The 22,978-nt window shown below is 72.2% G+C and carries 23 protein-coding genes and 1 pseudogene; 10 read left to right on the plus strand and 14 right to left on the minus strand.

All coding sequences use genetic code 11. The annotated features are described in order from the left end of the window. Positions 1-4: 4 nt before the first annotated feature. From AC3IYJ_RS16150 to AC3IYJ_RS16175, 6 genes are all read right to left on the minus strand, one after another. Positions 5-781, minus strand: coding sequence for a polysaccharide deacetylase family protein (locus tag AC3IYJ_RS16150; RefSeq protein WP_489401979.1), 777 nt, complete (start codon positions 779-781; stop codon positions 5-7). Then, positions 771-2,561: a murein biosynthesis integral membrane protein MurJ gene (gene murJ / locus AC3IYJ_RS16155; RefSeq protein ID WP_489401980.1), complete on the minus strand. Its 1,791-nt coding sequence runs from the start codon at positions 2,559-2,561 to the stop codon at positions 771-773. Before murJ ends, AC3IYJ_RS16150 begins: the two co-directional genes overlap by 11 nt. Continuing rightward, positions 2,558-3,946: an O-antigen ligase family protein gene (locus tag AC3IYJ_RS16160; RefSeq protein WP_489401981.1), complete on the minus strand. Its 1,389-nt coding sequence runs from the start codon at positions 3,944-3,946 to the stop codon at positions 2,558-2,560. Before AC3IYJ_RS16160 ends, murJ begins: the two co-directional genes overlap by 4 nt. A 2-nt stretch (positions 3,947-3,948) precedes the next feature. Then, the gene (locus AC3IYJ_RS16165; protein ID WP_489401982.1) at positions 3,949-5,616 is read right to left on the minus strand and encodes an exopolysaccharide biosynthesis polyprenyl glycosylphosphotransferase; all 1,668 of its coding nucleotides are present in this window, start codon (positions 5,614-5,616) and stop codon (positions 3,949-3,951) included. Further along, positions 5,613-6,770, minus strand: a complete 1,158-nt coding sequence (locus AC3IYJ_RS16170; RefSeq protein WP_489401983.1) for a glycosyltransferase family 4 protein — start codon at positions 6,768-6,770, stop codon at positions 5,613-5,615. Before AC3IYJ_RS16170 ends, AC3IYJ_RS16165 begins: the two co-directional genes overlap by 4 nt. 112 nt (positions 6,771-6,882) lie before the next feature. Beyond that, positions 6,883-8,073 (minus strand): DUF3344 domain-containing protein, encoded by a 1,191-nt coding sequence (locus tag AC3IYJ_RS16175; RefSeq protein ID WP_489402837.1) that lies wholly within the window; start codon positions 8,071-8,073, stop codon positions 6,883-6,885. A 103-nt stretch (positions 8,074-8,176) separates the two neighbouring features. Here AC3IYJ_RS16175 and AC3IYJ_RS16180 point away from each other — a divergent pair, with 103 nt between their 5' ends. From AC3IYJ_RS16180 to AC3IYJ_RS16205, 6 genes are all read left to right on the plus strand, one after another. Continuing rightward, entirely contained in the window at positions 8,177-8,431 is a 255-nt protein-coding gene (locus tag AC3IYJ_RS16180; RefSeq protein ID WP_489401984.1) for a chaplin, read from the plus strand. 117 nt (positions 8,432-8,548) lie between these two features. Next, positions 8,549-8,959, plus strand: a complete 411-nt coding sequence (locus tag AC3IYJ_RS16185; protein ID WP_489401985.1) for a rodlin — start codon at positions 8,549-8,551, stop codon at positions 8,957-8,959. A 230-nt stretch (positions 8,960-9,189) separates the two neighbouring features. Next, positions 9,190-9,423 carry a chaplin gene (locus AC3IYJ_RS16190; RefSeq protein WP_384653780.1) on the plus strand — a complete coding sequence of 78 codons (234 nt, stop codon included), beginning with the start codon at positions 9,190-9,192 and terminating at the stop codon, positions 9,421-9,423. Between the two features lie 121 nt (positions 9,424-9,544). Next, a complete protein-coding gene (locus AC3IYJ_RS16195; protein ID WP_489401986.1) occupies positions 9,545-10,630 on the plus strand; it encodes a chaplin in 1,086 nt (361 codons plus the stop codon). Further along, entirely contained in the window at positions 10,627-10,791 is a 165-nt protein-coding gene (locus AC3IYJ_RS16200) for an LPXTG cell wall anchor domain-containing protein (protein WP_489401987.1), read from the plus strand. Before AC3IYJ_RS16195 ends, AC3IYJ_RS16200 begins: the two co-directional genes overlap by 4 nt. Before the next feature lie 166 nt (positions 10,792-10,957). Continuing rightward, positions 10,958-11,302, plus strand: a complete 345-nt coding sequence (locus AC3IYJ_RS16205) for a hypothetical protein (protein WP_489401988.1) — start codon at positions 10,958-10,960, stop codon at positions 11,300-11,302. A 113-nt stretch (positions 11,303-11,415) separates the two neighbouring features. Here the strand turns inward: AC3IYJ_RS16205 and AC3IYJ_RS16210 are convergent, their stop codons facing one another. After that, on the minus strand, positions 11,416-11,655 hold the full coding sequence (locus AC3IYJ_RS16210; protein WP_112450817.1) for a chaplin: 240 nt from the start codon (positions 11,653-11,655) through the stop codon (positions 11,416-11,418). A gap of 157 nt (positions 11,656-11,812) precedes the next feature. Then, entirely contained in the window at positions 11,813-12,391 is a 579-nt protein-coding gene (locus AC3IYJ_RS16215; RefSeq protein WP_489401989.1) for a hypothetical protein, read from the minus strand. Positions 12,392-12,670: 279 nt separating this feature from the next. On the opposite strand from AC3IYJ_RS16215, the gene AC3IYJ_RS16220 reads away from it, so the two are divergent. Further along, complete coding sequence (locus tag AC3IYJ_RS16220) at positions 12,671-13,084, plus strand: rodlin (RefSeq protein WP_384654280.1); 414 nt, start codon at positions 12,671-12,673, stop codon at positions 13,082-13,084. Positions 13,085-13,222: 138 nt separating this feature from the next. On the opposite strand, the gene AC3IYJ_RS16225 is transcribed toward AC3IYJ_RS16220, so the two are convergent. Then, a complete protein-coding gene (locus AC3IYJ_RS16225) occupies positions 13,223-13,861 on the minus strand; it encodes a vitamin K epoxide reductase family protein (RefSeq protein WP_489401990.1) in 639 nt (212 codons plus the stop codon). 192 nt (positions 13,862-14,053) lie between these two features. Between AC3IYJ_RS16225 and AC3IYJ_RS16230 the strand changes: the two genes are divergently transcribed. Further along, the gene (locus tag AC3IYJ_RS16230; RefSeq protein ID WP_489401991.1) at positions 14,054-14,830 is read left to right on the plus strand and encodes a DUF6227 family protein; all 777 of its coding nucleotides are present in this window, start codon (positions 14,054-14,056) and stop codon (positions 14,828-14,830) included. A gap of 16 nt (positions 14,831-14,846) precedes the next feature. On the opposite strand, the gene AC3IYJ_RS16235 is transcribed toward AC3IYJ_RS16230, so the two are convergent. The 4 genes from AC3IYJ_RS16235 to AC3IYJ_RS16250 all read right to left on the minus strand — a co-directional run bounded on the left by AC3IYJ_RS16235 (position 14,847) and on the right by AC3IYJ_RS16250 (position 20,381). Then, on the minus strand, positions 14,847-16,967 hold the full coding sequence (locus AC3IYJ_RS16235) for a PTS fructose transporter subunit IIABC (RefSeq protein ID WP_489401992.1): 2,121 nt from the start codon (positions 16,965-16,967) through the stop codon (positions 14,847-14,849). Next, on the minus strand, positions 16,964-17,917 hold the full coding sequence (pfkB, locus tag AC3IYJ_RS16240) for a 1-phosphofructokinase (RefSeq protein WP_489401993.1): 954 nt from the start codon (positions 17,915-17,917) through the stop codon (positions 16,964-16,966). Before pfkB ends, AC3IYJ_RS16235 begins: the two co-directional genes overlap by 4 nt. Beyond that, positions 17,914-18,675, minus strand: a complete 762-nt coding sequence (locus AC3IYJ_RS16245; RefSeq protein ID WP_489401994.1) for a DeoR/GlpR family DNA-binding transcription regulator — start codon at positions 18,673-18,675, stop codon at positions 17,914-17,916. The genes pfkB and AC3IYJ_RS16245 overlap by 4 nt, the downstream gene beginning before the upstream one ends. Before the next feature lie 134 nt (positions 18,676-18,809). Further along, positions 18,810-20,381 carry an MFS transporter gene (locus tag AC3IYJ_RS16250; RefSeq protein WP_489401995.1) on the minus strand — a complete coding sequence of 524 codons (1,572 nt, stop codon included), beginning with the start codon at positions 20,379-20,381 and terminating at the stop codon, positions 18,810-18,812. 63 nt (positions 20,382-20,444) lie between these two features. Between AC3IYJ_RS16250 and AC3IYJ_RS16255 the strand changes: the two genes are divergently transcribed. After that, positions 20,445-21,407, plus strand: coding sequence for a helix-turn-helix transcriptional regulator (locus AC3IYJ_RS16255; RefSeq protein ID WP_489401996.1), 963 nt, complete (start codon positions 20,445-20,447; stop codon positions 21,405-21,407). 86 nt (positions 21,408-21,493) lie between these two features. On the opposite strand, the gene AC3IYJ_RS16260 is transcribed toward AC3IYJ_RS16255, so the two are convergent. Then, positions 21,494-22,471 carry a sigma-70 family RNA polymerase sigma factor gene (locus AC3IYJ_RS16260; protein ID WP_489401997.1) on the minus strand — a complete coding sequence of 326 codons (978 nt, stop codon included), beginning with the start codon at positions 22,469-22,471 and terminating at the stop codon, positions 21,494-21,496. A 177-nt stretch (positions 22,472-22,648) separates the two neighbouring features. Here AC3IYJ_RS16260 and AC3IYJ_RS16265 point away from each other — a divergent pair. Continuing rightward, a pseudogene (locus AC3IYJ_RS16265) lies at positions 22,649-22,840 on the plus strand (GNAT family N-acetyltransferase); the annotation flags it as partial. Positions 22,841-22,978 lie beyond the last annotated feature (138 nt).

The following is a 22,978-nucleotide window of genomic DNA, read 5'->3' on the forward strand; positions in this document are numbered from 1 at the left end:
GGGCTCACCAGTGCACCGCCCGCCGCAGCTCGCGGACCTGGTGGCGGGCCTGCTTGACGCGCAGCCGCGGGCCGCCGTCGGCCTGGCTGATGTGCGTACGGGGCATCGCGTGCGGCCCGGCCAGCCGTCCGGGGGAGATCGCGCAGGCGTACCCGTACCCGGCGTCCCGGGTGGCGGCGACGACCCGGGCGTCGAGGTGCCCGTACGGGTAGCAGAACCCGGCGGGCATGGTTCCGGTGAGCTCCCGGATCAGCTCGCGGCTGCCGCGCAGCTCCTGGTGGAGCACGTCGTCCGGGGCGGCGGTGAGGTCCTGGTGCAGCAGCCCGTGCGAGCCGATCTCCTGGCCGGCGGCGGCGACTTCGCGGATGCCCTCGGCGGTGAGCAGGGACTTGCGGGGGCCGAGCGGGTCCCACACGTTGTCGACGCCGAGCCGCCCCGGCAGGACGAAGAGGGTGGCGGTGCAGTCGTAGCGGCGCAGCAGCGGCAGCGCGCGGGTCAGGAAGTCGGTGTAGCCGTCGTCGAAGGTCAGGCCGACCAGCCCGGCGCCGTGCCCGGCCGAGCGGGCCCGGAGCAGCTCGCCGACGGACACCCCGCGCAGGCCGCGGGCGCGCAGCCACAGCAGCTGGACCTCCAGTGCGTGCGGGGTGACGGTGATGCCGTACGGGTCCTCGGCGGGATCGGTGAACTCGGCGACGGAGTGGTACATCAGGACCCACGGGGACGCGGCCCGGCGCGGGGGGACCACTGCGGCGGGGGGCGCCGTTTCGGTGTCAGCGGACATTGCGGAACCTCTGGGTGAGCTGGGAGGTGAGCTGAGCGGTGAGCTGGGCGATCTGGCCGGGCAGGGCGGTGACTTCCAGAGCCCGTATGGCCATGCCGGTGGCCCCGAACATGGCAGGGACGAGCAGGCAGCCGAGCACGGCGCTGACCAGCGGGTCGGGGATCATCGGCCCGGCGATCCAGCCGGTGGCGCAGGCCGCGAAGGCCGCGACGGAGAGCCGTCCGATGCTGATGGCGACCCGGCGGACCTGGATGGCGATGATCCGCGTACCGAGTCCGGTGAGCAGGAGCACGGCGGTGGTGGAGATCCCGGCCGCGTTGGCGGCGGCGATCCCGTAGGTGCCCCACCAGCTGACGGCGAAGGCTCCGGCGACGATGTTGACGAGGAGGCCGGCGCCCATCGCGAGCGCCGGGAACCAGGTGGGCCGGGCGGTCGAGAAGAAGGGCCGGGACAGCGCCCCGACGAGGCAGTGGCCGAGCAACCCGAGGCCGTAGACCCGCATGACGGAAGCGGTGGCGAGGGTGTCCTGGTGGCTGAAGGCCCCGCGCTCGAAGAGCACCTGGATGATCTGGGGCGCGTACCCGATGACGAGCGCGGTCCCCATGAGCACGGCGAGCGAGGCCAGCGCCAGGTCCTGTTCGACCCGCCGCCGGGCCTTCTCCCGCTCCCCGCCGGCCATGGCCTGGGCGACGACGGGGAAGGTGACGGTGCAGATCATCAGGGACAGCACCATCGGCATCTGCGCGACCTTCTGCGCGTAGTTCAGGTGCGAGATGGCGCCGGGGGGCAGCGAGGCGGCGAGGAACCGCTCGACCAGGACCTGCGACTGCCGGAAGACGGCGAAGAAGATGACCGGGGCGATGACCCCGAAGGCGATCAGCGTCGGCCGGTCACGGTCCCGCTGGCTGCGCGGGGCGCCCTTGGCGCGGGGCGGGCCGAAGCCCACGTTGCGGATGAAGGCGGGCAGTTGGACCAGCGCCATCAGCATCCCGCCGACGGCCACCCCCGCGGCGGCGGCGCGCACCCCCCACAGGGCGTGCAGGGCGACCATGGTGCCGATGATCCCCACGTTGTACGACACGTAGATCGCGGCGGGCGGCACGAAGGACCGGTGCGCCCGCAGGGCGGCGCTGAAGTATCCGGCGACCCCGAAGGACAGCACGGTCAGGGCGGTCATCCGGGTGCATTCGACGGCGAGATCGGGATCGGGCAGCCCGGGTGCGAGGATCCCCACGACGAGGGGCGCGGCGACGATGAGCACGGAGGCCACGGCGGCCAGCAGCACGGCCAGCCGGGGCAGGGTCGCCCCGACGAGCAGCCGTACGGGGTCCTGCGCGCGGGCCTCCTTGCGGGTGAGCCCGGCCCGGCTGGCGGCCCGGCGGGCCAGGGCGTGGCTGAAGGCGGGCACCATCAGCAGCGCCATGGCGTCCTCGATCAGCAGCGTCGAGGCCATCTCGGGGACGGTCCAGGAGATCAGGAAGGCGTCGCTGTCGTGCCCGGCGCCGAAGAGGTGCGCGATGGTCTGGTCCCGCACCAGTCCGAACACCGCCCCGGCGGCGGTCAGTCCGGCGGTGACTGCGGCCGCCTTGGCCAGTCCGCTCCCCGCGCCGCCGATCGCCGAGCGGGTCGGCGCGGGGCCCGCGGCGGCATCGGCGGGGCCGGCCGGCGGCGGGGCGGGGGCCGGAAGGGTCGGAGCCGGCGGGTGCGGCGGACGGCCCGCAGCCGCGGCGACCTCGGTCGCCGCGGCTGCGGGCCGCCGCCAGGGCGTCGTGTCCGTCACCGGCCGGCCGCACCCTCAGGGGCGCGGCGCCCCGGTCCGGAGCCCGGGGCGGGCTCGACCACGTCCCCGGCGGTGCCGGAGGACAGTGCCCACCAGGCGGCCAGGCCGATGATCACTCCGGTCAGGACGGTCGACGGGCCGCCGATGTCCGCGTAGAGGAAGTCGGTCAGCTGCCACACGAGGAGGCCGGTGGCCACCAGTCCGCAGTCCCGCAGGGCCGGTCCGCCGGCCACGCACCTGCGCAGGCCCGCCACCAGCAGCGCCACCCAGCCGCCGGCCAGCGCGAGCAGTCCGATCAGCCCCTGCTCGCTCAGCACCAGCAGGTACATGTTGTGCGGGGACAGCAGCGGCTGGCGGATGAAGGCCTGGCCGGCGCCGGCGGTGTCGCTGCCCGAGGAGAGCGCCAGACCGGAGTGGGCGTCCCGGTTGGCCGGGAAGCCCTTCAGGCCGACGCCCACCGCAGGCCGCTCGCGCCACATCGACTCGGCGGCGGCCCACATCGTGTAGCGGTCGGTCACCGACTGGTCGGGGGCGTCGGAGACCTGGGTGATCGAGGTCAGCCGCTCCGCGACCATCTCGGAGCCGACCCCGAGCCCGCCCACCAGCACCACGCCCACCGCGGCCAGCGCGAGCAGCACCTTCAGGGCCCGCCGGATCCCTGCCAGCCCCATCACCAGGACGGCAGCGGCGAAGGTCGCGATCCACGCGCCCCGGCTGAACGAGAGCACCAGCGGCAGTGCCAGCGCGAGCGCGGCCGCGCCGGAGAGCCTGCGCACCCGCGCCGGGAGCCCCGGGGCGAGCGCCGCGGCCGTGGCGACGACCAGTCCGTAGGCGACGACCGTGGCCATGCCCATCACGTCACCGGGGCCGAAGGTGCCCACGGCGCGGATGTCCTCGCCCTGGTACGAGGCCCCGGTGTGGGTGGCGAACTGCACCACGCCGACCGCGCCCTGCATCAGCCCCAGCACCACGAAGCACCCGGAGGCCAGCCGGAACTCCCCCGCGTCGCGCACCAGCAGCACGATCGCCGCCGGGACCAGCACGAACACCTGGAGGTAGCGCACGAAGCCGGGCAGGGCCGCGTAGGGGTCCCCGGCGGTCACGGTCGAGACGGCGAGCCCGACGGCGGGCAGGCCCAGGACCAGCACCCCGAGCGGGGTCAGGGGCCGCACCCGGCCCCGTAGGACCTGGATCGCGCAGACGAGCACGAGCAGCAGCGAGGCGGCGTCGGCCGGGCCGACCTTCCCGGAGGCGGTCGCGTCACCCGCCGGCACCGGAACGAGCAGGGCCAGTACGGTCCCGGCCAGCGGCAGCAGCGGCCAGTGGCGGCGCAGCAGGGTCCCGAGGTCCGGGCGTCCCCATGAGTGGTGCACGGCAAGGCTCATGCTCAGCTGCCCCCAAGCCGGAAGCGGAAGAAGGAGGCCGCGGTGCGGGTCAGGATCCACAGGTCCTGCCACAGCGACCAGGTGTCGATGTAGTGGTTGTCGAAGCGGGCCCGGTCCTCGATGGAGGTGTCTCCGCGCAGGCCGTTGATCTGGGCGAGGCCGGTGATGCCGACCGGCATCCGGTGACGGGCCTCGTATCCGGGGTGGACGGTGCTGAACTTGGCGACGAAGAAAGGCCGTTCGGGGCGCGGGCCGACCAGGCTCATGTCACCCCGGACCACGTTCCACAGCTGTGGCAGCTCGTCCAGCGAGGACTTGCGCAGGAAGGATCCGATCGGGCTCATCCGGCAGTCGCCGGCCACCGTCCAGCGGGTGGCGGACTCGTGCGCGTCGGCGCGCAGGGTACGGAACTTCAGCAGGGTGAAGGGGCGCCCGTAGAGGCCGACCCGCTCCTGCCGGAAGATCACCCCCGGGCCGTCGGAAATCCGTACGGCCAGTGCGCAGACGCCCATCACGGGCGCCGCGGCCAGCAGCGCGAGCGCGGCCAGCGAGGAGTCGATGACCCGCTTCGCGTACCGCTCCACCGGCCGGGCGGGACGCGGCAGCAGCGGCTGGACGGCGTACCCCCACAGCTGGTCGGCCGGTTGTGCGACGCGCATGCCGGTGACCTTGGCGGTGCCGGCCGGGTCGGCGAGCCAGAGACGGCAGCCGTGGTCGTGGAAGAGCCGGACCAGGGAGGCGGTGCGTTCGTCGGCCTCGGGCGGGCGGGTGAAGACCGCGTGGCGCACGGAGTTCTGGATGACGGCCCGGCGGATGTCCTCGTGGGTGTCGAGTACGTGGACGCCCGCGCCCCCGTCCTCGGCGGGTCCGGTGTCGGCGAGCCCCACGGGGCGCAGCCCGTACTCGGGGCGGCCGTGCAGGGCCGCGGCGACCGCTCCGGCTCCGGCGACGGGTCCGACCACGAGCGTGGAGGCGGGCCGGCGGATGCGGGAGCGGCGGCGGAGCTGGTTGACGAACCCGCGTCCCGCGCAGGCCAGTACGGCCTGGAGGCAGACCGCCGCGAGCAGCGCCGCCCAGCTCAGGGCGGCGCGCGGGGCGAAGGCGGCGAGCGCGGCGGCGGCCCCGCACCACAGGACGGCGGCCCGCCCGGCCAGCGCGGGCAGTTCGAGGAACGCGGAGGGGGCGAACCGCGGCCGGTACAGGCCGGCCTGCGCGTGCAGCGCGGCCAGCAGTACGGGCAGCAGGGCGAGCAGCGGGGCGGCGGCCGGCCCGGCTGCCGCCCGGGCCGGCTCCAGCCCGGGGAGGGCGGCGGCGGTCGCCAGGACCGCCAGGGCGTCGGCGGTCAGCGGCGGCAGGACCCCGTCGCGGCGGCGGACCCGCCGCGACCGGACGGCCGTCCGGGCCTGGTCGGCCTGGGGCCCGCGCGGCGGGTGGATGGCGGTCACGGTGCGGCGGACGGCGGTGGCGCCCGATCCGGCGGTGGCGCCGGAACCCGCGCCGACCGTGGCGGCGCTCGCGGAGGTGATGCTCGCCGGGGTGATGCCCGCGGTGGTGTCGGCCAGGGTGGTGCCGGCCTTGGTGGTGCCGGCCGTGCTGGTGCCGGTACTGCTTCCGGCGGGCCCCGGGCCGCCCTGCCCGGTGTGCCGGGCGGGTGCGCTGTCCATCGTCATCGGCTGATGCGCTCCTGGTTCAAGGGCCGGGGCCTGCCCAGCAGTTCGTGGTACAGACCGGTGACCGCGTCCGTGGTCCGCCGCACGTCGAATTCCATCCGCGCGTGCCGCTGTGCCTGCTCGCCGAGTTCGGCGAGCAGCCGCGGCTCGGCCAGCAGCCCCACGAGGGCCTTGGCCAGCGCCGTCGGGTCCTCCGGCTCCACCAGGCACAACCGCCCCTGCCCCGGGGGCAGGCTCTCCCGGGCACCGCTGACGTCGGAGACCAGGACCGGGCGGCCACAGGCCATGGCTTCGAGCGGGGCGAGCGCCATGCCTTCCCACCGCGACGGCAGTACAACGAGATCGGCGGCCCGAAGCCACGGTCGGATGTCGCGGGCGGCTCCCGCGAAGTGCACTCCGGGCGGGGCCGCGCGGCGCAGCCGTTCCATGTCGGGGCCGTCCCCGACCAGTGCGAGACGGGCTCCGGGGACGGCTCCGAGCAGCTCCGGCCAGGCCCGCAGCAGGATGTCCTGGCCCTTCTGCAGGCAGATCCGGCCGACGCAGACGGCGAGCGGCCCGTCGCCCTGGAAGGCTGCGGGCCAAGGCAGTTCGGCGCGCGCCCCGGCCCTGTCGCGCACCGGGTCCGGGCCGCCGGGCCGGAAGTGGTCGAGGTCGACGCCGTTGCGGATCACCGACCAGCGGGCGGCGATCCCCTCGGACTCCCCGGTCCGGCGTTCGGCCTCGCTGACGCAGAGCACCCGGTCGGCCCAGCGGGCCCCGAACCGCTCCCAGCGCAGGGCGAGCGCGGCGGTGGCCCCGCCTACGGCGTCGAAGGACCAGGCGTGCGGCTGGAACACGGTCGGGACGGCGCCGCGCACGGCGAGCCGCCCCGCGAGCCCGGCCTTGGCGCTGTGGGCGTGCAGGATGTCGGGCCGGACCCGGCCGATCACCCGTCGGGCGCCGAGCACTTCGGCGGCGAGCCCCGGCCCGGGGGCCCGTCCGGCGCGCCAGGTGAGCACCTCGGCCCCGGCGGCGCGGGCGGCTTCGGCGAGCTGTCCGCCGCGCGGGCAGCCCACGACGGTCCGCAGCCCGGCGGCGGACTGGGCGCGGACGAGGTCGACCACGACGCGGGCGACCCCGCCGTCCACGGGCTGGACGAGGTGCAGCACGGTCACCGCCCGGCCGGAGGACGGTGAAGGGGAGGAGGACGGTGAAGGGGACGGTGAAGCTGAGGGGGAAGGTGAGGGAGAAGAAGGCTGTTTCGGCACGTGGAGCGGTCTCCTGCGTTCAGCGGCGCGCGTCTGTCTGAACGAAGAGCACACCGAGGAAATGACCCTGGCTTTCGCCCGTGAACCCGAAGGTCAGGCTGCGGGCGCCACCGGACAGGGCGGGACTCAGATCGAACACGTCCGCGTCATATCCGAGATTATTCATATGTTCGGGCTGTCGCACGAACGAGTGATGCCCAAATTCCGTGATCGTGGAATTCATAACATCATTAAAAGGATTTTCACCATCGCTGAGGCTGATCCGGCGGCCACTGTCGGCGGTCACCGTGAGTGAGTCCCCCAGGGCCCCGCGGTCCCCGTCGTACCCGACCACCCCGACCCGCCCCGAAGCCCCGGGCGCGGCGTTGAGACCGGCGACCTCCACCGTCTCGCCCGCCGCCTCGCCGGCGCCCGCGGTCAGCTGCTCGAAGCCGTCCCAGACCGAGACCCTCCGTACCGGCTCCCGCGGGTGCTCGTAGGCGACCACCAGCGTCCAGCCGCCCCAGGCACCCGTCTGCGAGTGCCCCATGGCGATGTTCAGCTGGGCCACCGTCCACATCCCGGCCCCGCCCTTGCGGACCTGCGGGGTCACATCGGCGGAGGCCTGGTAGGCGTCGCTGCCCTCGTCGGTGTGGTGCCCGATGACCGTGTCGGCCAGCACTTCCCGGTACGCGCCGCCCGGCTCGGCGACGAGCACCCGGCCGTTGTCCTCCGGCGGCTTCTGCTCGCCGACGCGCAGGTTCCCGCCCCAGTACAGACGCGCGTACGAGACCTTCGCGCCCTGCGGGATCTTGAGCTCGGCCCGGGTCGAGTTGTAGGTGTCCGGGTCCTTGTCGACCTCGTCGTAGAACATCTCGAAGTCGCCGTTGGTCCCGGCGGCGCCCTTGTTGATCTCGGCGCAGGGCTCGGCCTGCGGGCTCTCCTCCTTGCGGCAGCCGATGGAGGAGTTGGAGGCCCGCACCAGGCCGCCGTGCTGCACCGCCTGGTAACGCTGAGTGAAAGCGAGCCTCGGTGATTCCTTGACCAGCGGAGCTCGCACCCCCGGCGGGGCCGCGGCTCCCGCCACGGGCACGTTCACCGAAAGCGTGAGGCAGGACAGCAGACCGAGCGTGCCGAGGATTCTGCGGGAGGAACCCATGACCCTGTCTCCATTTTCGATCAGGGGGACAAAACAGGAGTGAACTTTGTCAGAACTCAGGCGGGAAATCACGCCGGACTCGCGCATACGGCCTTTTGGGCGAAAGCACGCACCCTCTGAGCAGGGAGGTCGTTATGGCTTGCAAGACTGTTCGAGATCGAAAGGAAAAACAGAGATGAAGAAGAGGCTGGTGCGCGGCACCACCATGGCGGTCGCAAGTGCCGCGATGCTGATGGGCGGCGCGGGCCTCGCCTCCGCGCACGGCGGTGACGGCGCGACGGCGAACGGCTTCACCGGGGAGTCCCCCGGCGTCCTGAGCGGCAACCTGCTCCAGGTCCCGGTCGACGTCCCGGTGAACGTCTGCGGCAACACGGTCAACGTGATCGCCCTGCTGAACCCCGCGTTCGGCAACACCTGCGTCAACCACTGACGTCAACCGTGCCGCCCGAAACTTCGGCATCCGAGTGAAGAGACGCAACCCGAAGTGCGGTTGGACCGTTGATCCGGGTGCTTGAGTACCGGGCAATCCTGCAAAAAAGGGACCATCATGATCAAGAAGTTTGCGGCCGGCGCAGCGGTTGCCGCCTCGTTCGTCGGACTGGGTGCCGCCATGGCCCCGCAGGCCATGGCCGTCGGCAACGACAACGGCATCAACACCGTGAACGGCAACGGCGCCTCGCAGATCTACGGCAACCAGGCCACGTACGGCAACATGAGCCCGCAGATGGCGCTCATCCAGGGCTCCCTCAACAAGCCCTGCATCGCCCTGCCGGCCAAGGCCAACGTCCAGTCCGTCCTGTCCGCGGTCAACGTCGGCATCCAGGACATCCCGGTCCTGTCCAGCCCGCAGAACCAGCAGTGCACCGAGAACTCCACCCAGGCCAAGGGCGACGAGGCCCTCTCGCACATCCTGGACAACATCCCGGTCCTGTCCGGCAACGCCTCCGCGGGCAGCTGACAGCACCCCGCGCACCGCGCCAGCGAGGCCGTCGCACCTTCGGGTCGCGGCGGCCTCGCCGCATGCCGGGGCCCGAATGGAGATCCGTCGAAATCGGGTCAGAATTCAGGACGCGCGAGCATCTGAGTGAATTGGCGCGCGGCCCGCAAAAACACCCGGTTTCTTTTTCCGGATCCACTCGTTGTTATTTCTGCAGTGGATACGCCTCTGCGGGAAGGAATCGAAAACAAATGACGTACAAGAAGGCAGTGGTGCTGGCCGCCGGCATTCTGATGGCCGCCGGTGCCGCCTCCCCCGCCATGGCCGACTCCGTGGCCGACGGCAAGGCCGTCGGCTCCCCGGGTGTCCTGTCGGGCAACCTGCTCCAGGTCCCGGTGCACGTCCCGGTCAACGTCTGCGGCAACACCGTCAACGTGATCGCGCTGCTGAACCCCGCGTTCGGCAACACCTGCGTCAACAACTGACGAAGCGCTTTTGCCCGAAAGGGCAGACCTCCTCGGGGTGGCCTCGGAGTGCACGGCGGTGCACTCCGGGGCCACCTTCGATTCAGCACCGGCGGCTGAGCCGGTAGACAGGGAAGGACCCATGCGACAGGTACTGAGCCGACAGGTACTGGGCAAGGGGGTGCTCACCGCAGCCGCGGCGTCGAGCCTGCTGTCGATCGCGACCGGCGCGGCCTACGCGCACCCCGGAGCCATGGCCGAGGCTTCGCATTCACCGGGTGTGCTGGCCGGCAACAGCGTCTCGGTACCGATCACCTTCGCACCCAACGTGTGCGGCAACACCGTGGACGCCGGAGCGGGCCTCAACCCCGCGATGGGCAACAACTGCGCCACCACGACCGGCTCCGACGCCGGGTACGACTACGGGCGCTACCTCAGCCCTGAGCAGGCGGAGGAATTCGAGCGTTACCTCGACGAGCGCGACGAGCGCGAGTCGCGCGGGCCCGGGCGCCACCGCGACGAGGGCGGCTACGGAGAGCGCGGCCCCGAAGAACAGCACGCGCAGGGCGGCTACGGCGACCGTGGCCCCGAGGAGCGGGCCCCGCGGCACGACAGCGGTGGCTACGGCGAATCGGGCACGCAGGGCGGCGAGGAGGAGTGCGACGACCACCCCGCGCCGGAGCACCCGGCGCCCCGGCCGCAGCAGCACGCCGAGCACCCGCCGGCCCCGCGCCGGCTCCGCACCACGCGCCCCCGGCGCCGAAGCCGAAGCCCGAGGCGGAGCACCCGGCGGAGCACTCGGCTCCCAAGCCGCTGCCCAGGCCGCAGCCCGCGCCACAGCCGGCACCGGCGCCCGCCCCCGTACAGGAGGCGCCCGCACCGCAGCCTGCTCCGGCACCGGCCCCCGCTCCGGCGCCCGTCCCGGCACCGGTTCAGGAGGCTCCCCAGCCGCTCCCGGCTCCCGCCCCGGTCCCGGCCCCCGCGCCCGCGCCCGCCCCCGTGGCGGAGGCGCCGCACACGCTCCCCGCCCCGGCCCCCGTCACGCAGGAGGCGCCCGCGCCGATGCCGCCGCACGGAAGCCAGGTCATGGAGCACCCGGCGCCCGCCCAGCAGGAGGTCCCGCCCGCCGACCAGCCCCCGGCAGCCCCGGCGGGTGACCTGCCCGTCCACCTGCTCCCGGCTCCGGCACCCGTCGCACCGGCCCCTGCACCGGCTCCGGCACCCGTGACCCCGTCTGCCGCGGCGCAGCCGGCGCCGGTCCACGCCACCGCGCGGGAAACGGCGCAGCTGGCCGCGACCGGCGCCGGGCAGTCCGGCGCCGCGGCGGCTCTCGCCTCGGCCCTGATCCTGGGCGGCGCCATTCTCTACCGGAGGTCCCGTATCGCCTGACGGCAATACTGGTAATCGGAATAAATATCGGCCGGAAAGTCCCTTGTCGGACTCTCCGGCCGTTGCCGTGTTCGGTTCCGCGTTTCCGTAGCGGCGGGGAATCGTTAACCAGGGCGAAAGTGGCGCGACGGTCGCCACTGGCCGCCCCCGGATAAAGGACTTGATAATGAAGCTCTCGAAGGTCGCCGCTGCAGTCGTCGGCTCCGTCGCCGCCCTCGGCGCCGCCCCCGCGTTCGCCTCGGAGGCGCCGGCCGTCCCCATGAGCGCGACGAGCGGGCTGACCGAGGTGCTGGGCGCGGTGAACCCCGTCTCGGAGTCGCTCCCCAACACCCTGGCCAACGGGATGGCGGAGCAGGGCGAGAGCGTCCAGAAGGTCGTGTCCACCGTCCAGAAGGTCAACGAGGTCCGCAACAACGCACCGGGCGAGGTCATGCACCTCGCGAACGGGGCCACCCAGGCGTCCCCGCTGCTGGGCGGCGTGAAGCTCAACGGCGGCGCCAACGGCCACTGACGGGGCGGCTCCGACTCCCCGTGAGAACGGGGAGGGCCGCGCGAACCGCGGAAACGACTGTGGGCGCCACCGGCGAAGGCCGGGGCGCCCACAGTCGCTTGACGCGTCTGACGTCAGTCGTTGACGCAGGTGTTGCCGAACGCCGGGTTCAGCGCACCGATCACGTTGACGGAGTTGCCGCAGACGTTGATCGGGACGTGGACCGGGACCTGAGCCAGGTTGCCCGAGAGGACACCGGGGGAACCCACGGCCGCGCCCTCGGCCGACGAGTCGGCCATAGCGGAGCCGGCGGCACCGGCCGCGGCGAGACCAGCGGTGGCCAGGACCAGGGCGGCCTTCTTGGCAGTGTTCATGGGAAGTGCACCTTCTCTTCGATGTTCCGCCCCGGTTCCGAGGCTCACATCGAGCGAAACGGTCCACCTCCCCAGACGACACGGTTCCGCACGCGATCAGACCTGTTCAGCCCAATAGTCGTAACCACGTGCGGGTCCGTATTCGATTCCCCGCCTCCTACCAGCGGAAGTCGGGGAGCTTGGGCACCATGCCCATCGGCAGCTTGACCTGGGCCCCCGGCACGGCCGGAGCCGCCGCCGGAACCTTGGACACGCCCGGCACCGCCGGTACGGCAGGCACAGCCGGTACGGCAGGCACCGCCGGCACCGCTCCGACCGGATCGGAGACCGGGAGGGCCGGGATGCTGGGGATGTCGGGGATCTTGGGGATGTCCGGAAGCCCGGGGATCGCGGGGATCTCCGGCAACTTGATGTCCGGGATCCCCGGCAGGGCCGGCAGGGCGGGCAGGGCGGGCAGGGCGGGCAGCTTGATCTCGGGGATCTTGATCCCCGGGAGCAGGGTGCCCAGGCTCTTGGTCAGGTCCGCCAGGATCTTGCTCACCTGCGCGAGGATGTCGTCGATGGGGCCGGCGGCCGCCACCTTCTCGCTGATCAGTTCCTCGGCGGCCGCCACTCGTTCCGTGGCGGCACCGGCACCTTCGGCGGCGCCCGCGGGGGCGGCCGCGCCGGTGAGTATGACGACCGCGAGGGCCGACGGGACGAGGACGCGGATGCGGGAGGCCTTGGTGCGGTGCATGGGTGTTCCTTCGGTGGTCGTGCGAAAACGGACCCGAGCGATCCGCCTCCTTACCCACCGTGCGAACACGTTCTACGCACCGCAACAGGAGCGCCCGCTTCCGGGCCCCGTTCCGGGCTGCGTACGGGCTTCGCGCACCTGTCCGGGGGCGGCCCGCCCGGCCCGGGGAAAACCCGGCGGCCCGCAGGCCGTTTGAGTGAAGCAGCGGAACCAACCCTCCGTGCGGGCAGTTGATCAGGGCGCTCCACTAGCGGGCACTCGTGCGAGAAAAGGATCAAGATGCTTAAGAAGATCATGACTGCTGCCGCGGTCACCGCCGCCGCCGTCGGCGCGGGCGCTGCTGTCGCGGCCCCGGCCATGGCCATCGGCAACGACAACGGGATCAACACCGTCAACGGAAACGGTGCCCAGCAGATCTACGGCAACCAGAAGACCCACGGCGACATGAGCCCGCAGCTCGGCGTCGTCCAGGGCACCCTGAACAAGCCCTGCATCGGCCTGCCGGCCAAGATCAACGCCCAGTCGATCCTCGCCGTCATCGCCAACGTGGGCGTCCAGGACATCAGCGTCCTGTCCAACCCGCAGAACCAGCAGTGCACCGAGAACTCCACCCAGGCCAAGGGCGACGAGCCGCTCTCGCACATCCTGGACAACATCCCGGTCCTGTCCGGCAACGCCTCCGCGGGCAGCTGATCTCCGCTCCCCTTTTGAGGTCCGGGCACCTGGCGCCCGTGGAGCGACGCGGTCGAAGAACGCGGTGAGATGTGACGAGGGCCCCGGCAGCTTCCAGCTGCCGGGGCCCTCGCGCGTCCGCCGGTGCCTCCGGCGCCCTCAGCCCGTCCAGAACTCCCACCACCGGGTCAGGATCAGCATCCCGATCACTCCGGTGTGCAGGGCGGGCGGGGCCCAGCCGAACTCGGCGAAGAAGGCCCGTACGGGGGCGGGTGCGGGGAGGATGCCCGTACGGACCGTGTACGCGGTGACCGCCCAGAACATCACCAGGGTGGCCACCCAGGTCAGGCAGCACCACAGGCAGAGCGCGTTGATCTCGTAGAGCGACTGGACCATCAGCCAGGAGCAGAAGCCGACTCCGAAGAGGGTGCCGGCGTTCAGTCCCAGCCAGAACCAGCCGTGGTGGCGGGCGCCGGCCAGCAGGCCCGCGCCGATGCAGACGACCGCCCCGTAGGTGGCCAGCCCCAGCATCGGGTTGGGGAAGCCGAAGGCCGCCGCCTGGGCGCTCTTCATCACGCTGCCGCAGGAGACGACGGGATTGAGGCTGCAGGCCGGCTTGAAGTCCGGGTTCTCCAGCAGCAGGAACTTGTCGAGGGTGATGACCCAGGAGGCCAGCACCCCTGCGGCCCCGGTGAGCACCAGCAGCCAGGCCAGCGCGCGGGGGGCGGCGGGCGGTCCGGCGTCGTTGCGATGCGGCTGCCCTTGCTGACGGGGGACGCCTACGGTATTCGTTGCCATGCGGCCCATAGTCCCGCCTTCCACCCGATACCGGCTCCAACCATGCCCATCTGCACGGAGGTTGACCCCAAGGGGTGGCGGGAACCCCTGATGCTTCCCGGACGTTTTACCGAACCCCGGACGTGATGTCAGACCCAGGGGCTACGTTGAGCTCCCTCGAAGTGACAAGCTGCGACGGCCTGGAGACCCACCTTGAGCGATCCGTACGAGACAACCGAGGCCCACCTCGATCGACTCCTGGGCCGCGCCCTCAACTCCTTCGACCTTCCCGACCGGTTGGCCGAGCGCCTCACCACCGCGCTCGCGCACAGCTCCTCGCTCCACACCACCCGCAACGGCCCGGCGGCGGCGGGACAGTGGCGGGAGATCCGGCGGTACACCTATCTGCTGGCCGACGGCGATTCAGTGGCTCTGTGGGAGCTTGCGCACCGCCCCGAGGGCAGCCGGGCGGTCCGCTACGAACTCTTCGCGAGCCGGGCCGAGATATGCCTGGCCGTGGCCCGGCTGTTCGACGAGGCTCCCTCGGCGGTGGCGTGGGGCCTGACGGATGCGCTCGCCGAGGAGGAGCCGGAGAGCGACATCGCGGTGCTCAGCGCCCTGTTCGCGAACCCGACCCCGGCCCAGCGGCACCGCGAGTACGCGGTGGAGGAGTCCGCGGACCACGCCCGCCGGGTCCTGCGCCGCGCGGAGAACCCGGACCGGCCGGGAGCCGCGGTGGCGCTGCTGCTGCGGACGGCCTACGCGCACCGGATCACCCAGGCGTTCGGCACCCGGCAGTACCTGGCGGACGGGCGGGACGCCGGCTTCAGCCTGTACGAGCACGCCTTCATCCTGCTGGACGGAGGCGAGTTCAGCCTGTGGGAGGTGGAGCACACGGCGACCCCGGACGGGCGGCACATGTGCGAGGTGTACGAGACCGAAGCGGCCGCGCGCGGAGCGATGAAGCTCCGCGCGCAGCCGCTTCGGTGAGACGACCCGGGTCCTACTAGGCGGCTACGGCCACCTTCGCGGGCTCCTCGGCCGGGGTCTGCGGGGCGGGGTCGGCGGTCTCGGCCTGCCTGCGCATGCCCTTGAGGAGGATGACCAGACCGGCGGTGGTGGCCGTACCGGCGGCGATGGCGATCAGGTAGAGGAGCGGGTTCCCGATCAGCGGGATCACGAAGATGCCGCCGTGCGGGGCCCGCAGGGTGCACTCGAAGGCCATCGAGAGGGCTCCGGTGACCGCGCCGCCGACCATGGAGGCGGGGATCACGCGCAGCGGGTCGGCCGCGGCGAACGGGATGGCGCCCTCGCTGATGAAGGAGGCCCCGAGGAACCAGGCGGCCTTGCCGTTCTCGCGCTCGGTCCTGGAGAAGAGCCGGCCGCGGACGGTGGTGGCCAGCGCCATCGCGAGCGGCGGCACCATGCCGGCGGCCATCACGGCGGCCATGACCTTGAGGCTGCCCTCGTTGGGGGTGGCGAGGCCGCCGATGGCGAAGGCGTACGCGACCTTGTTGAGCGGGCCGCCGAGGTCGAAGCACATCATCAGTCCGAGGATGACGCCGAGGATGATCGCGTTGGCGCCGGAGAGCCCGGACAGCCAGTCGGTGAGGGCCTGCTGGAGCGAGGCGATGGGCTTGCCGACCACCAGGAACATCAGGAAGCCGGTGACGGCGGAGCCGATGAGCGGCAGCACGACCACGGGCATGATGCCGCGCAGGGCTGTGGGGATCTTCAGCTTCTGGACGGCGAGGACGGTGCCGCCCGCGATGAGACCGGCGATCAGGCCGCCGAGGAACCCGGCGTTGATGGTGAGGGCTACGGCGCCGCCGACGAATCCGGGGACCAGGCCCGGCCGGTCGGCCATGCCGTAGGCGATGTAGCCGGCCAGGACGGGGACGAGGAAGCCGAAGGCGAGACCGCCGGTCTGGAAGAGCAACGCGGCCCAGCTGGCCGCCTCGGTCCAGACGAAGTGGTCGGCGACGGAGGGTGCGGTGTTGATCTCGTACCCGCCGATGGCGAAGGCGAGGGCGATGAGGAGCCCGCCGGCGGCCACGAAGGGGACCATGTAGCTGACGCCGGACATCAGCCAGGTACGGAGCTTGGCGCCGTAGCCGTCGCTCTCCTCCCCGGCCGCCTCGACGGGGGTCTGCGCGTGATCGGAGACGTCCCCGCGGGCGGCCTTGTCGCGGGCCTCCGCCAGGAGTTCGGCGGGGCGGTTGATGCCCGCCTTGACGCCGACGTCCACGGTGGGCTTCCCGGCGAAGCGGGCCCGTTCCCTGACCGGGACGTCGTGGGCGAAGACGACGGCGTCGGCGGTGGCGATGGCTTCTGCCGTCAGGCGGGTGAAGCCTGCGGAGCCCTGGGTCTCGACCGTGAGCTCGATTCCCTCGGCTTGCGCGGCCTGCGTGAGCGCCTCGGCGGCCATGTAGGTGTGGGCGATCCCGGTGGGGCAGGAGGTGACGGCGACCACCCGGAACGGCTGCCCTGCGGGGCTGTCCCCCACCCCGCCCCTTCCCGAACCGGGCTCCGCCCGGACCCGCGCCTCAATCGCCGACGAGGCTGAAGCTGTCGGGGTCCGGGGCGCAGCCCCGGTTTCGGGAAGGGGCGGGGTGGGGGAAGAGCCCCGCGCAGCGGCCTCGGACCCGGCATGAGGTGCTGCGGCAGCAGCCTTGGGCTCGCCCGCGACGAGGGCGGCGGCCTCGGCCGGGGTTTCAACAGAACGCAGGGCTTCGACGAAGTCGGCCCGCATCAGGCGGCGGGCCAGGGAGGACAGGATCGACAGGTGGGCGTCGTCCGCGCCCGCGGGGGCCGCGATCAGGAAGATCAGGTCCGCCGGGCCGTCCGGGGCGCCGAAGTCCACCCCGGCGGGGGCCCGGCCGAAGGCCAGGGTGGGGGCCGAGACATGGGCGCTGCGGCAGTGCGGGATGCCTATCCCGCCCTCCAGGCCGGTCGGCATCTGGGCCTCACGCGCCGCGACGTCCGCCAGGAAGCCGTCCAGGTCCGTGACCCGGCCGAGGGTCACCATCCGTTCGGCGAGGGCACGTGCCGCCCCCTCCTTGGAATCGGCGGACAGATCGAGGTCGACCAGTTCGGCCAGCAGAGGGCACTGCATCATCTCGCTCATCGCTCATCGCTCATTTCGGACAGAGGGAGGTCCAGGGGCAGGTCCTGGGTGATGCGGACCGCTTCGGGCCGCAGATCCGAGGGGGCCGGCATCGCGCTGCCGGGGAGCTGGACCGCGGCCGCGCCGTGGGCCAGGGCGGAGGCGAGGGCCTCGGGCCCCGTACCTCCCGCGATCAGGAAGCCGGCGAGGGAGGCGTCGCCCGCGCCGACGTTGCTGCGGACCGAGGAGACGGCCGCCGTGCCGTAGTACGCGCCCTCCGCGCAGACCAGGAGCTGGCCGTCCGCGCCGAGGGAGGCCAGGACCGCGCCCGCGCCCAGCTCGCGCAGTTCCTCCGCGGCCTTGAGCACGTCGCCGAGGGTGGCCAGGGGCCGCCCCACCGCCGCCGCGAGTTCCGAGGCGTTCGGCTTGATCACGTCCGGGCGGGCCGGCAGCGCCGCGAGCAGCGCCGGGCCGGAGGTGTCCAGGGCGATCCGGGCGCCCGCTTCGTGGGCGCGGGCGACGAGTTCGGCGTACCACTCGGGCCGCAGGCCGCGCGGGAGGCTGCCGCAGCAGGCGATCCAGGCGGCGCCGCCCGAGCAGGTGCGGACCGTCTCCAGGAGGAGCGCCGATTCCTCGGGGGTCAGTTCCGGGCCGGCCGCGTTGATCTTGGTGAGGGTGCCGTCCGGTTCGGCGAGCGAGATGTTGGAACGGGTCTGGCCGGCGACGGAGACCGCCGTGACGTCCACGCCCTGGGCGGCGAGGAGTTCGGCGATCAGCGAGCCCGGCGCACCGCCGAGGGGCAGGACCGCCGTCGTACGGACGCCCGCGGCGGCCACCGCCCGGGAGACGTTGACCCCCTTGCCCCCGGGGTCGACCCGGTCGCCGGTGGCGCGCAGTACCTCACCGCGGTCGAGCGAGGGGACCTCGTAGGTCCGGTCGAGGGAGGGGTTGGGGGTGACGGTGAGGATCATACGAGCACAACTTCCGTACCGGCGGCCTCGATCGCCGCCTTCTGAGCGGGGTCGAGCCCCGGGTCCGTGATGAGGAGGTCCACGTCCGAGAAGGTGCCGAAGCGGGCGAAGTGCTCCTGGCCGGCCTTCGCGGAGTCGGCGAGGAGCACGACCCGGCGGGCGGCGGCGATCGCGGCCCGCTTGACGGCGGCCTCGGCGAGGTCGGGGGTGGTCAGACCGCCCTCGGCGCTGAATCCGTTGGTCGCGAGGAAGAGGACGTCGGCGCGGATCTCGGCGTACGCGCGCAGCGCCCAGGCGTCGACGGCGGCCCGGGTGCGGTGGCGGACCCGGCCTCCGACGAGGTGGAGGTCGATGCCGGTGTGGTCGGCGAGCCGGGCGGCGACGGGCAGGGCGTGGGTGACGACGGTGAGGGCGGTGTCCACCGGGATCGCGGCCGCGAGGCGGGCCACGGTGCTGCCCGCGTCGAGGACGATGCTGCCGCCGTCGGGGAGTTCGGCGAGGGCGGCGGCCGCGATGCGGTCCTTCTCGTCGGCGGCGGTGGCCTCGCGCTCGGTGAGGTCCGGCTCGAAGTCGAGGCGTCCGGCCGGTATGGCACCGCCGTGCACCCGGCGGACGAGCCCGGCCCGGTCCAGGGCCTTGAGGTCGCGGCGCACGGTCTCGGCGGTGACCTGGAACTGGTCGGCCAGGGACAGGACGTCGACCCGGCCCGCCTCGCGGGCGAGGCGGAGGATCTCCTGCTGGCGCTCCGGTGCGTACATGTGGTTTCAGATCCGTTCAATGCCCGACTCTGTGGATTGCCCCCCACCGTACGCCCGTTTCGGCCCAGAAACAAAACAAACGGGCATGTCCGCCAACAGAAGCGGACATGCCCGTCAGGAGCGCGGAGGATCGACTACCCGACCGGGGCCCGCTCCGGGGACCCGCCGGCGGACTCCGCGTTGTGCGCCCGGCCGCCCTCGCGCTCATCGATCGGGATCGCCCTGCGCGGCAGCACGAACATCACGGCGAAGATCACGACCAGGACGGCCACGACCCACCACAGCGCGCTGTGGAAGGCCTCGACGTACGGCAGCCCGAGGACCATGTCGTCGTCGATCAGCCCGAAGAAGACCACGGAGGTGAGGGCCAGGCCCAGTGCGTTGCCCATCTGGCCGGTGGTGTTGATCAGGCCGGACGCCGAACCGGCGTGCTCGCGCGGCACCTCGGACAGGATGGTGTCGTTCAGCGGGGCGACGATCAGACCCATGCCGACGCCCATGACCACCAGCGGGGCGGCCATCTGCCAGGAGACGATCTCCATGCCGTAGCGCTGGGCCTCCCAGATGTAGAGGAGTACGCCCGCGGCCATGACCAGCGCACCGGCCTGGAGCACCTTGCGGCCGAAGCGCGGGACGAGCTTCTCGACCGAGAGGCCGGCGGCGACGGAGACGGCGATGGAAAAGGGGATGCCGGTACTGCCGGCGTGCAGCGGCGTCCAGCCGAGGCCCATCTGCATGTACAGCGTCCAGACCAGGAAGAAGATGCCGGTCGCCAGGCCGAAGGCCAGCTGGACCGTGATGCCGCCGGCGAAGCTCTTGATCTCGAAGAGGGAGAGCTCGACGAGCGGGGAACCGTCCTTGCGGATCTTGTGCTTCTCGTAGGCGATGAAGACGGCGAAGACCACGGGCGAGGCGATCATGCTCACGAAGCCCCACACGGGCCAGTCGTTCTCGCGACCGTTGGTGAGCGGGAAGATCAGCATCACCAGGGCGAGGGTGGCGAGCACGACACCGACCAGGTCCAGTCGCAGGGCCTTGGGGGCCTTGGACTCGGAGATGAACTTGCGGCCCAGGATCACGGCCGCGATGCCGACGGGCAGGTTGATCAGGAAGATCGTGCGCCATTCGAGGCCGAAGAGGTTCCACTCGGTGAGCAGCGCGCCGAGCATCGGACCCGAGACCGCGCCGAGGCCGACGATCGCACCGAACATGCCGAAGACCTTGCCGCGCTCGTGCGGCGGGAAGGTGACGTGGATGATCGCGAGCACCTGCGGGACCATCATGGCCGCCATGCCGCCCTGGAGGAGGCGGGAGGCGACGAGCATCGCGGGGTCGGCCGCGATGCCGCAGAGCAGCGAGGCGATGGTGAAGCCGGCGACGCCGACGAGGAAGAGGCGCTTGCGGCCGTAGATGTCACCGAGACGGCCGCCCGTGATCAGGCCGGCGGCGAAGGCGAGCGCGTAGCCCGCGGTGATCCACTGGATCGCGCTGGTCGAGGCGCCGAAGTCCTGGCGCATGCTGGGTATCGCGATGTTGACGATCGTGACGTCGACCAGGTCCATGAAGGACGCGGTCATCACGATGGCGAGCGCCAGCCAGCGGCGGCGGTCGGCGGGAGAGCTGGTCTCTGCGGGGGTGTCGGTCCGCTCTTCTTGTGCGGGCCCGTTCTTTCCTTCGGGCGATGACTGGGTCGTCTCGGTGCTCATGAGTACAAACTTAGACGGCATCTAGGTCAGTTGGTGTCCTATTTGGCTGGCAACCTTGAATCCATGACCGACACCCCGGCCCGGCTGCTCAGCCTGCTCTCCCTCCTCCAGACCCCGCGCGAGTGGCCGGGGAGCGAGCTGGCGCAGCGGCTGCGGGTGAGCGCCCGCACCATCCGGCGCGACATCGACCGGCTGCGGGAACTGGGATACCCGGTGGAGGCCACGCTCGGCGCGGAGGGCGGCTACCGCCTGGTCGCGGGAGCCGCGATGCCTCCGCTGCTGCTGGACGACGAGGAGGCGGTGGCGATCGCGGTGGGCCTGCGGGCGGGGGCCGGGCATGCGATCGAGGGCGTGGAGGAGGCGTCCGTACGGGCCCTCGCGAAGCTGGAACAAGTCCTGCCGGGGCGGCTTCGGCACCGGGTGAGCGCGCTGCAGTCGGCGACGGTCGCCGTGACCCGGGGGGACGGCGCGAGCGTGGACCCCCGGACGCTGACGGCGATCGCGTCGGCGGTGGCGGGTCCGGAACGGCTGCGGTTCGCCTACCGGGCGCGGGACGGTGCGGCCTCGCGCCGGCTGGTCGAGCCGTACCGGCTGGTCAGCACTGGGAGCCGCTGGTACCTCGTGGCGTACGACATGGAGCGCGAGGACTGGCGGACCTTCCGGGTGGACCGGGTCGGGGAGCCGACCGGGACCGGGACGAGGTTCACGGGGCGGGAGCTTCCGATGGACGCGGCGGAGTTCGTCCGCCGGGGCCTGCGCGGCCGGGAGACCCACCGGGTGGACGTCACCTTCGCCGAGCCCCACGAGGCGCTGCCGGAATGGCTGCGGGAGCACGCGGTGCCGTCCGGCCCGAGGACGGAGCCCGGGGCCGGGGTGCGGATACGGTTCGAGTCCTCGGATGCTCCCGAGTGGCTGGCGGCGCGGCTGGCGCTGACGGGGGTGGCGTTCACCGTGCACGGGCCGGCGGTCCTGGCGGAGGCGGCGCGGGTGCTGGGTGCGCGGCTGACGGGGGCGGCGGGCCCGTAGCGGGTGCCCTGCGGCACGAGGGAGCCCCCGGCGCCTGGGGGGGATAGGCGCCGGGGGCTCGTATGCGGGGCTGCGTCGGGGGCCGGTCAGGCCACCGCGTCGAAGCCGGTGTCGCGCGCCATCCGCTTGAGTTCCAGCAGGGCGTGCTTCTCGATCTGGCGGATCCGCTCACGCGTCAGGCCGTGCTGCTTGCCCACCTCTGTCAGGGTACGCTCCCGGCCGTCCTCGATGCCGTAACGCATCTTGATGATCGAGGCGGTTCTCTGGTCGAGCTTCCCCAGCAGGTCCTCCAGCTCCTCGCTGCGCAGCAAGGACATGACCGACTGCTCGGGGGAGATGGCCGAGGTGTCTTCCAGCAGGTCGCCGAACTGCGTGTCGCCGTCTTCGTCCACCGACATGTTCAGGCTGACCGGGTCGCGCGCCCAGTCCAGGACGTCGCCCACGCGCTTCTCCGTCGAGTCCAGCTCGGCGGCGATCTCCGCGTGCTCCGGGTCCCGGCCCTTCTCGCGGTTGAACTCGCGCTGCACCCGGCGGATCCGGCCGAGCTCCTCCACCAGGTGGACGGGGAGCCGGATGGTGCGGGACTGGTCGGCGATCGAGCGGGTGATGGCCTGGCGGATCCACCACGTGGCGTACGTGGAGAACTTGAAGCCCTTGGCGTAGTCGAACTTCTCGACCGCGCGCACCAGGCCGGCGTTGCCCTCCTGGATGAGGTCGAGGAGCGGCAGGCCGCTGCGCGGGTAGCGGCGGGCGACGGCGACGACCAGGCGGAGGTTGGAGCGGATGAAGACTTCCTTGGCGCGCTCACCTTCGGCGGCCAGTGCTTCCAGCTCTTCCCGGGAGGGCGTACGGCCCTTGCGCTCAATCGCTCCGTCGAGGATCTGCTGGGCGTACACGCCCGCCTCGATGATCTGCGAGAGCTCGACTTCCTTGGCGGCGTCGAGCAGCGGGGTGCGCGCTATCTCGTCGAGGTACATGCCGACCAGGTCGCGGTCGGCGATCTCCCCGCCCACTGCGCGAGCGCTGCTCGTGGACTGACGACGGGCGACGGCGCGGGTTGCCATGCGTGCTCCCTTGCGATGAGTTCTGTCGCGGTGGTGCGGCTGCCTGGACACTCTCCCGAGTGCCCGCTTCCGAAGGAAACAACGACTGGAATCGGGACAGAATTCCCACACCGCCTCCTCGTTTTCGAGATCTTGCAGTATCCTGCGCCGCCACCAACCGATCCGTGAGGATCCGCGATGCCGTCAGAGCTCGAAGAGGTGCAGGTCAGGCCCGGAATCAAGGCCGATCCGGAGGACCTCTCGGACCGGTGCGACGACTACGTCCGTGAGACCGCCGTCACATTCGGCACGGCCGCTTTCACTCCGGAACAGCGCCGCCCATGGCTGCACTCCCACCATGAAGACGGCCCGAGCCGACTTCTGGTTGCCTGAACTGGCGATCGAACCGCCGGATTCGTCACGACTAGGGCATTCGCGACGCCCGGCGGCCACCCGTCCGGGTGAAGCTGAGGCATATCCCCGCGGCATGGGCCGCGCCGCTTAGCGTCGGAGCGTCGCTTGTGCCAC

This window comes from Streptomyces sp. GL_140 (genome assembly GCF_057834465.1).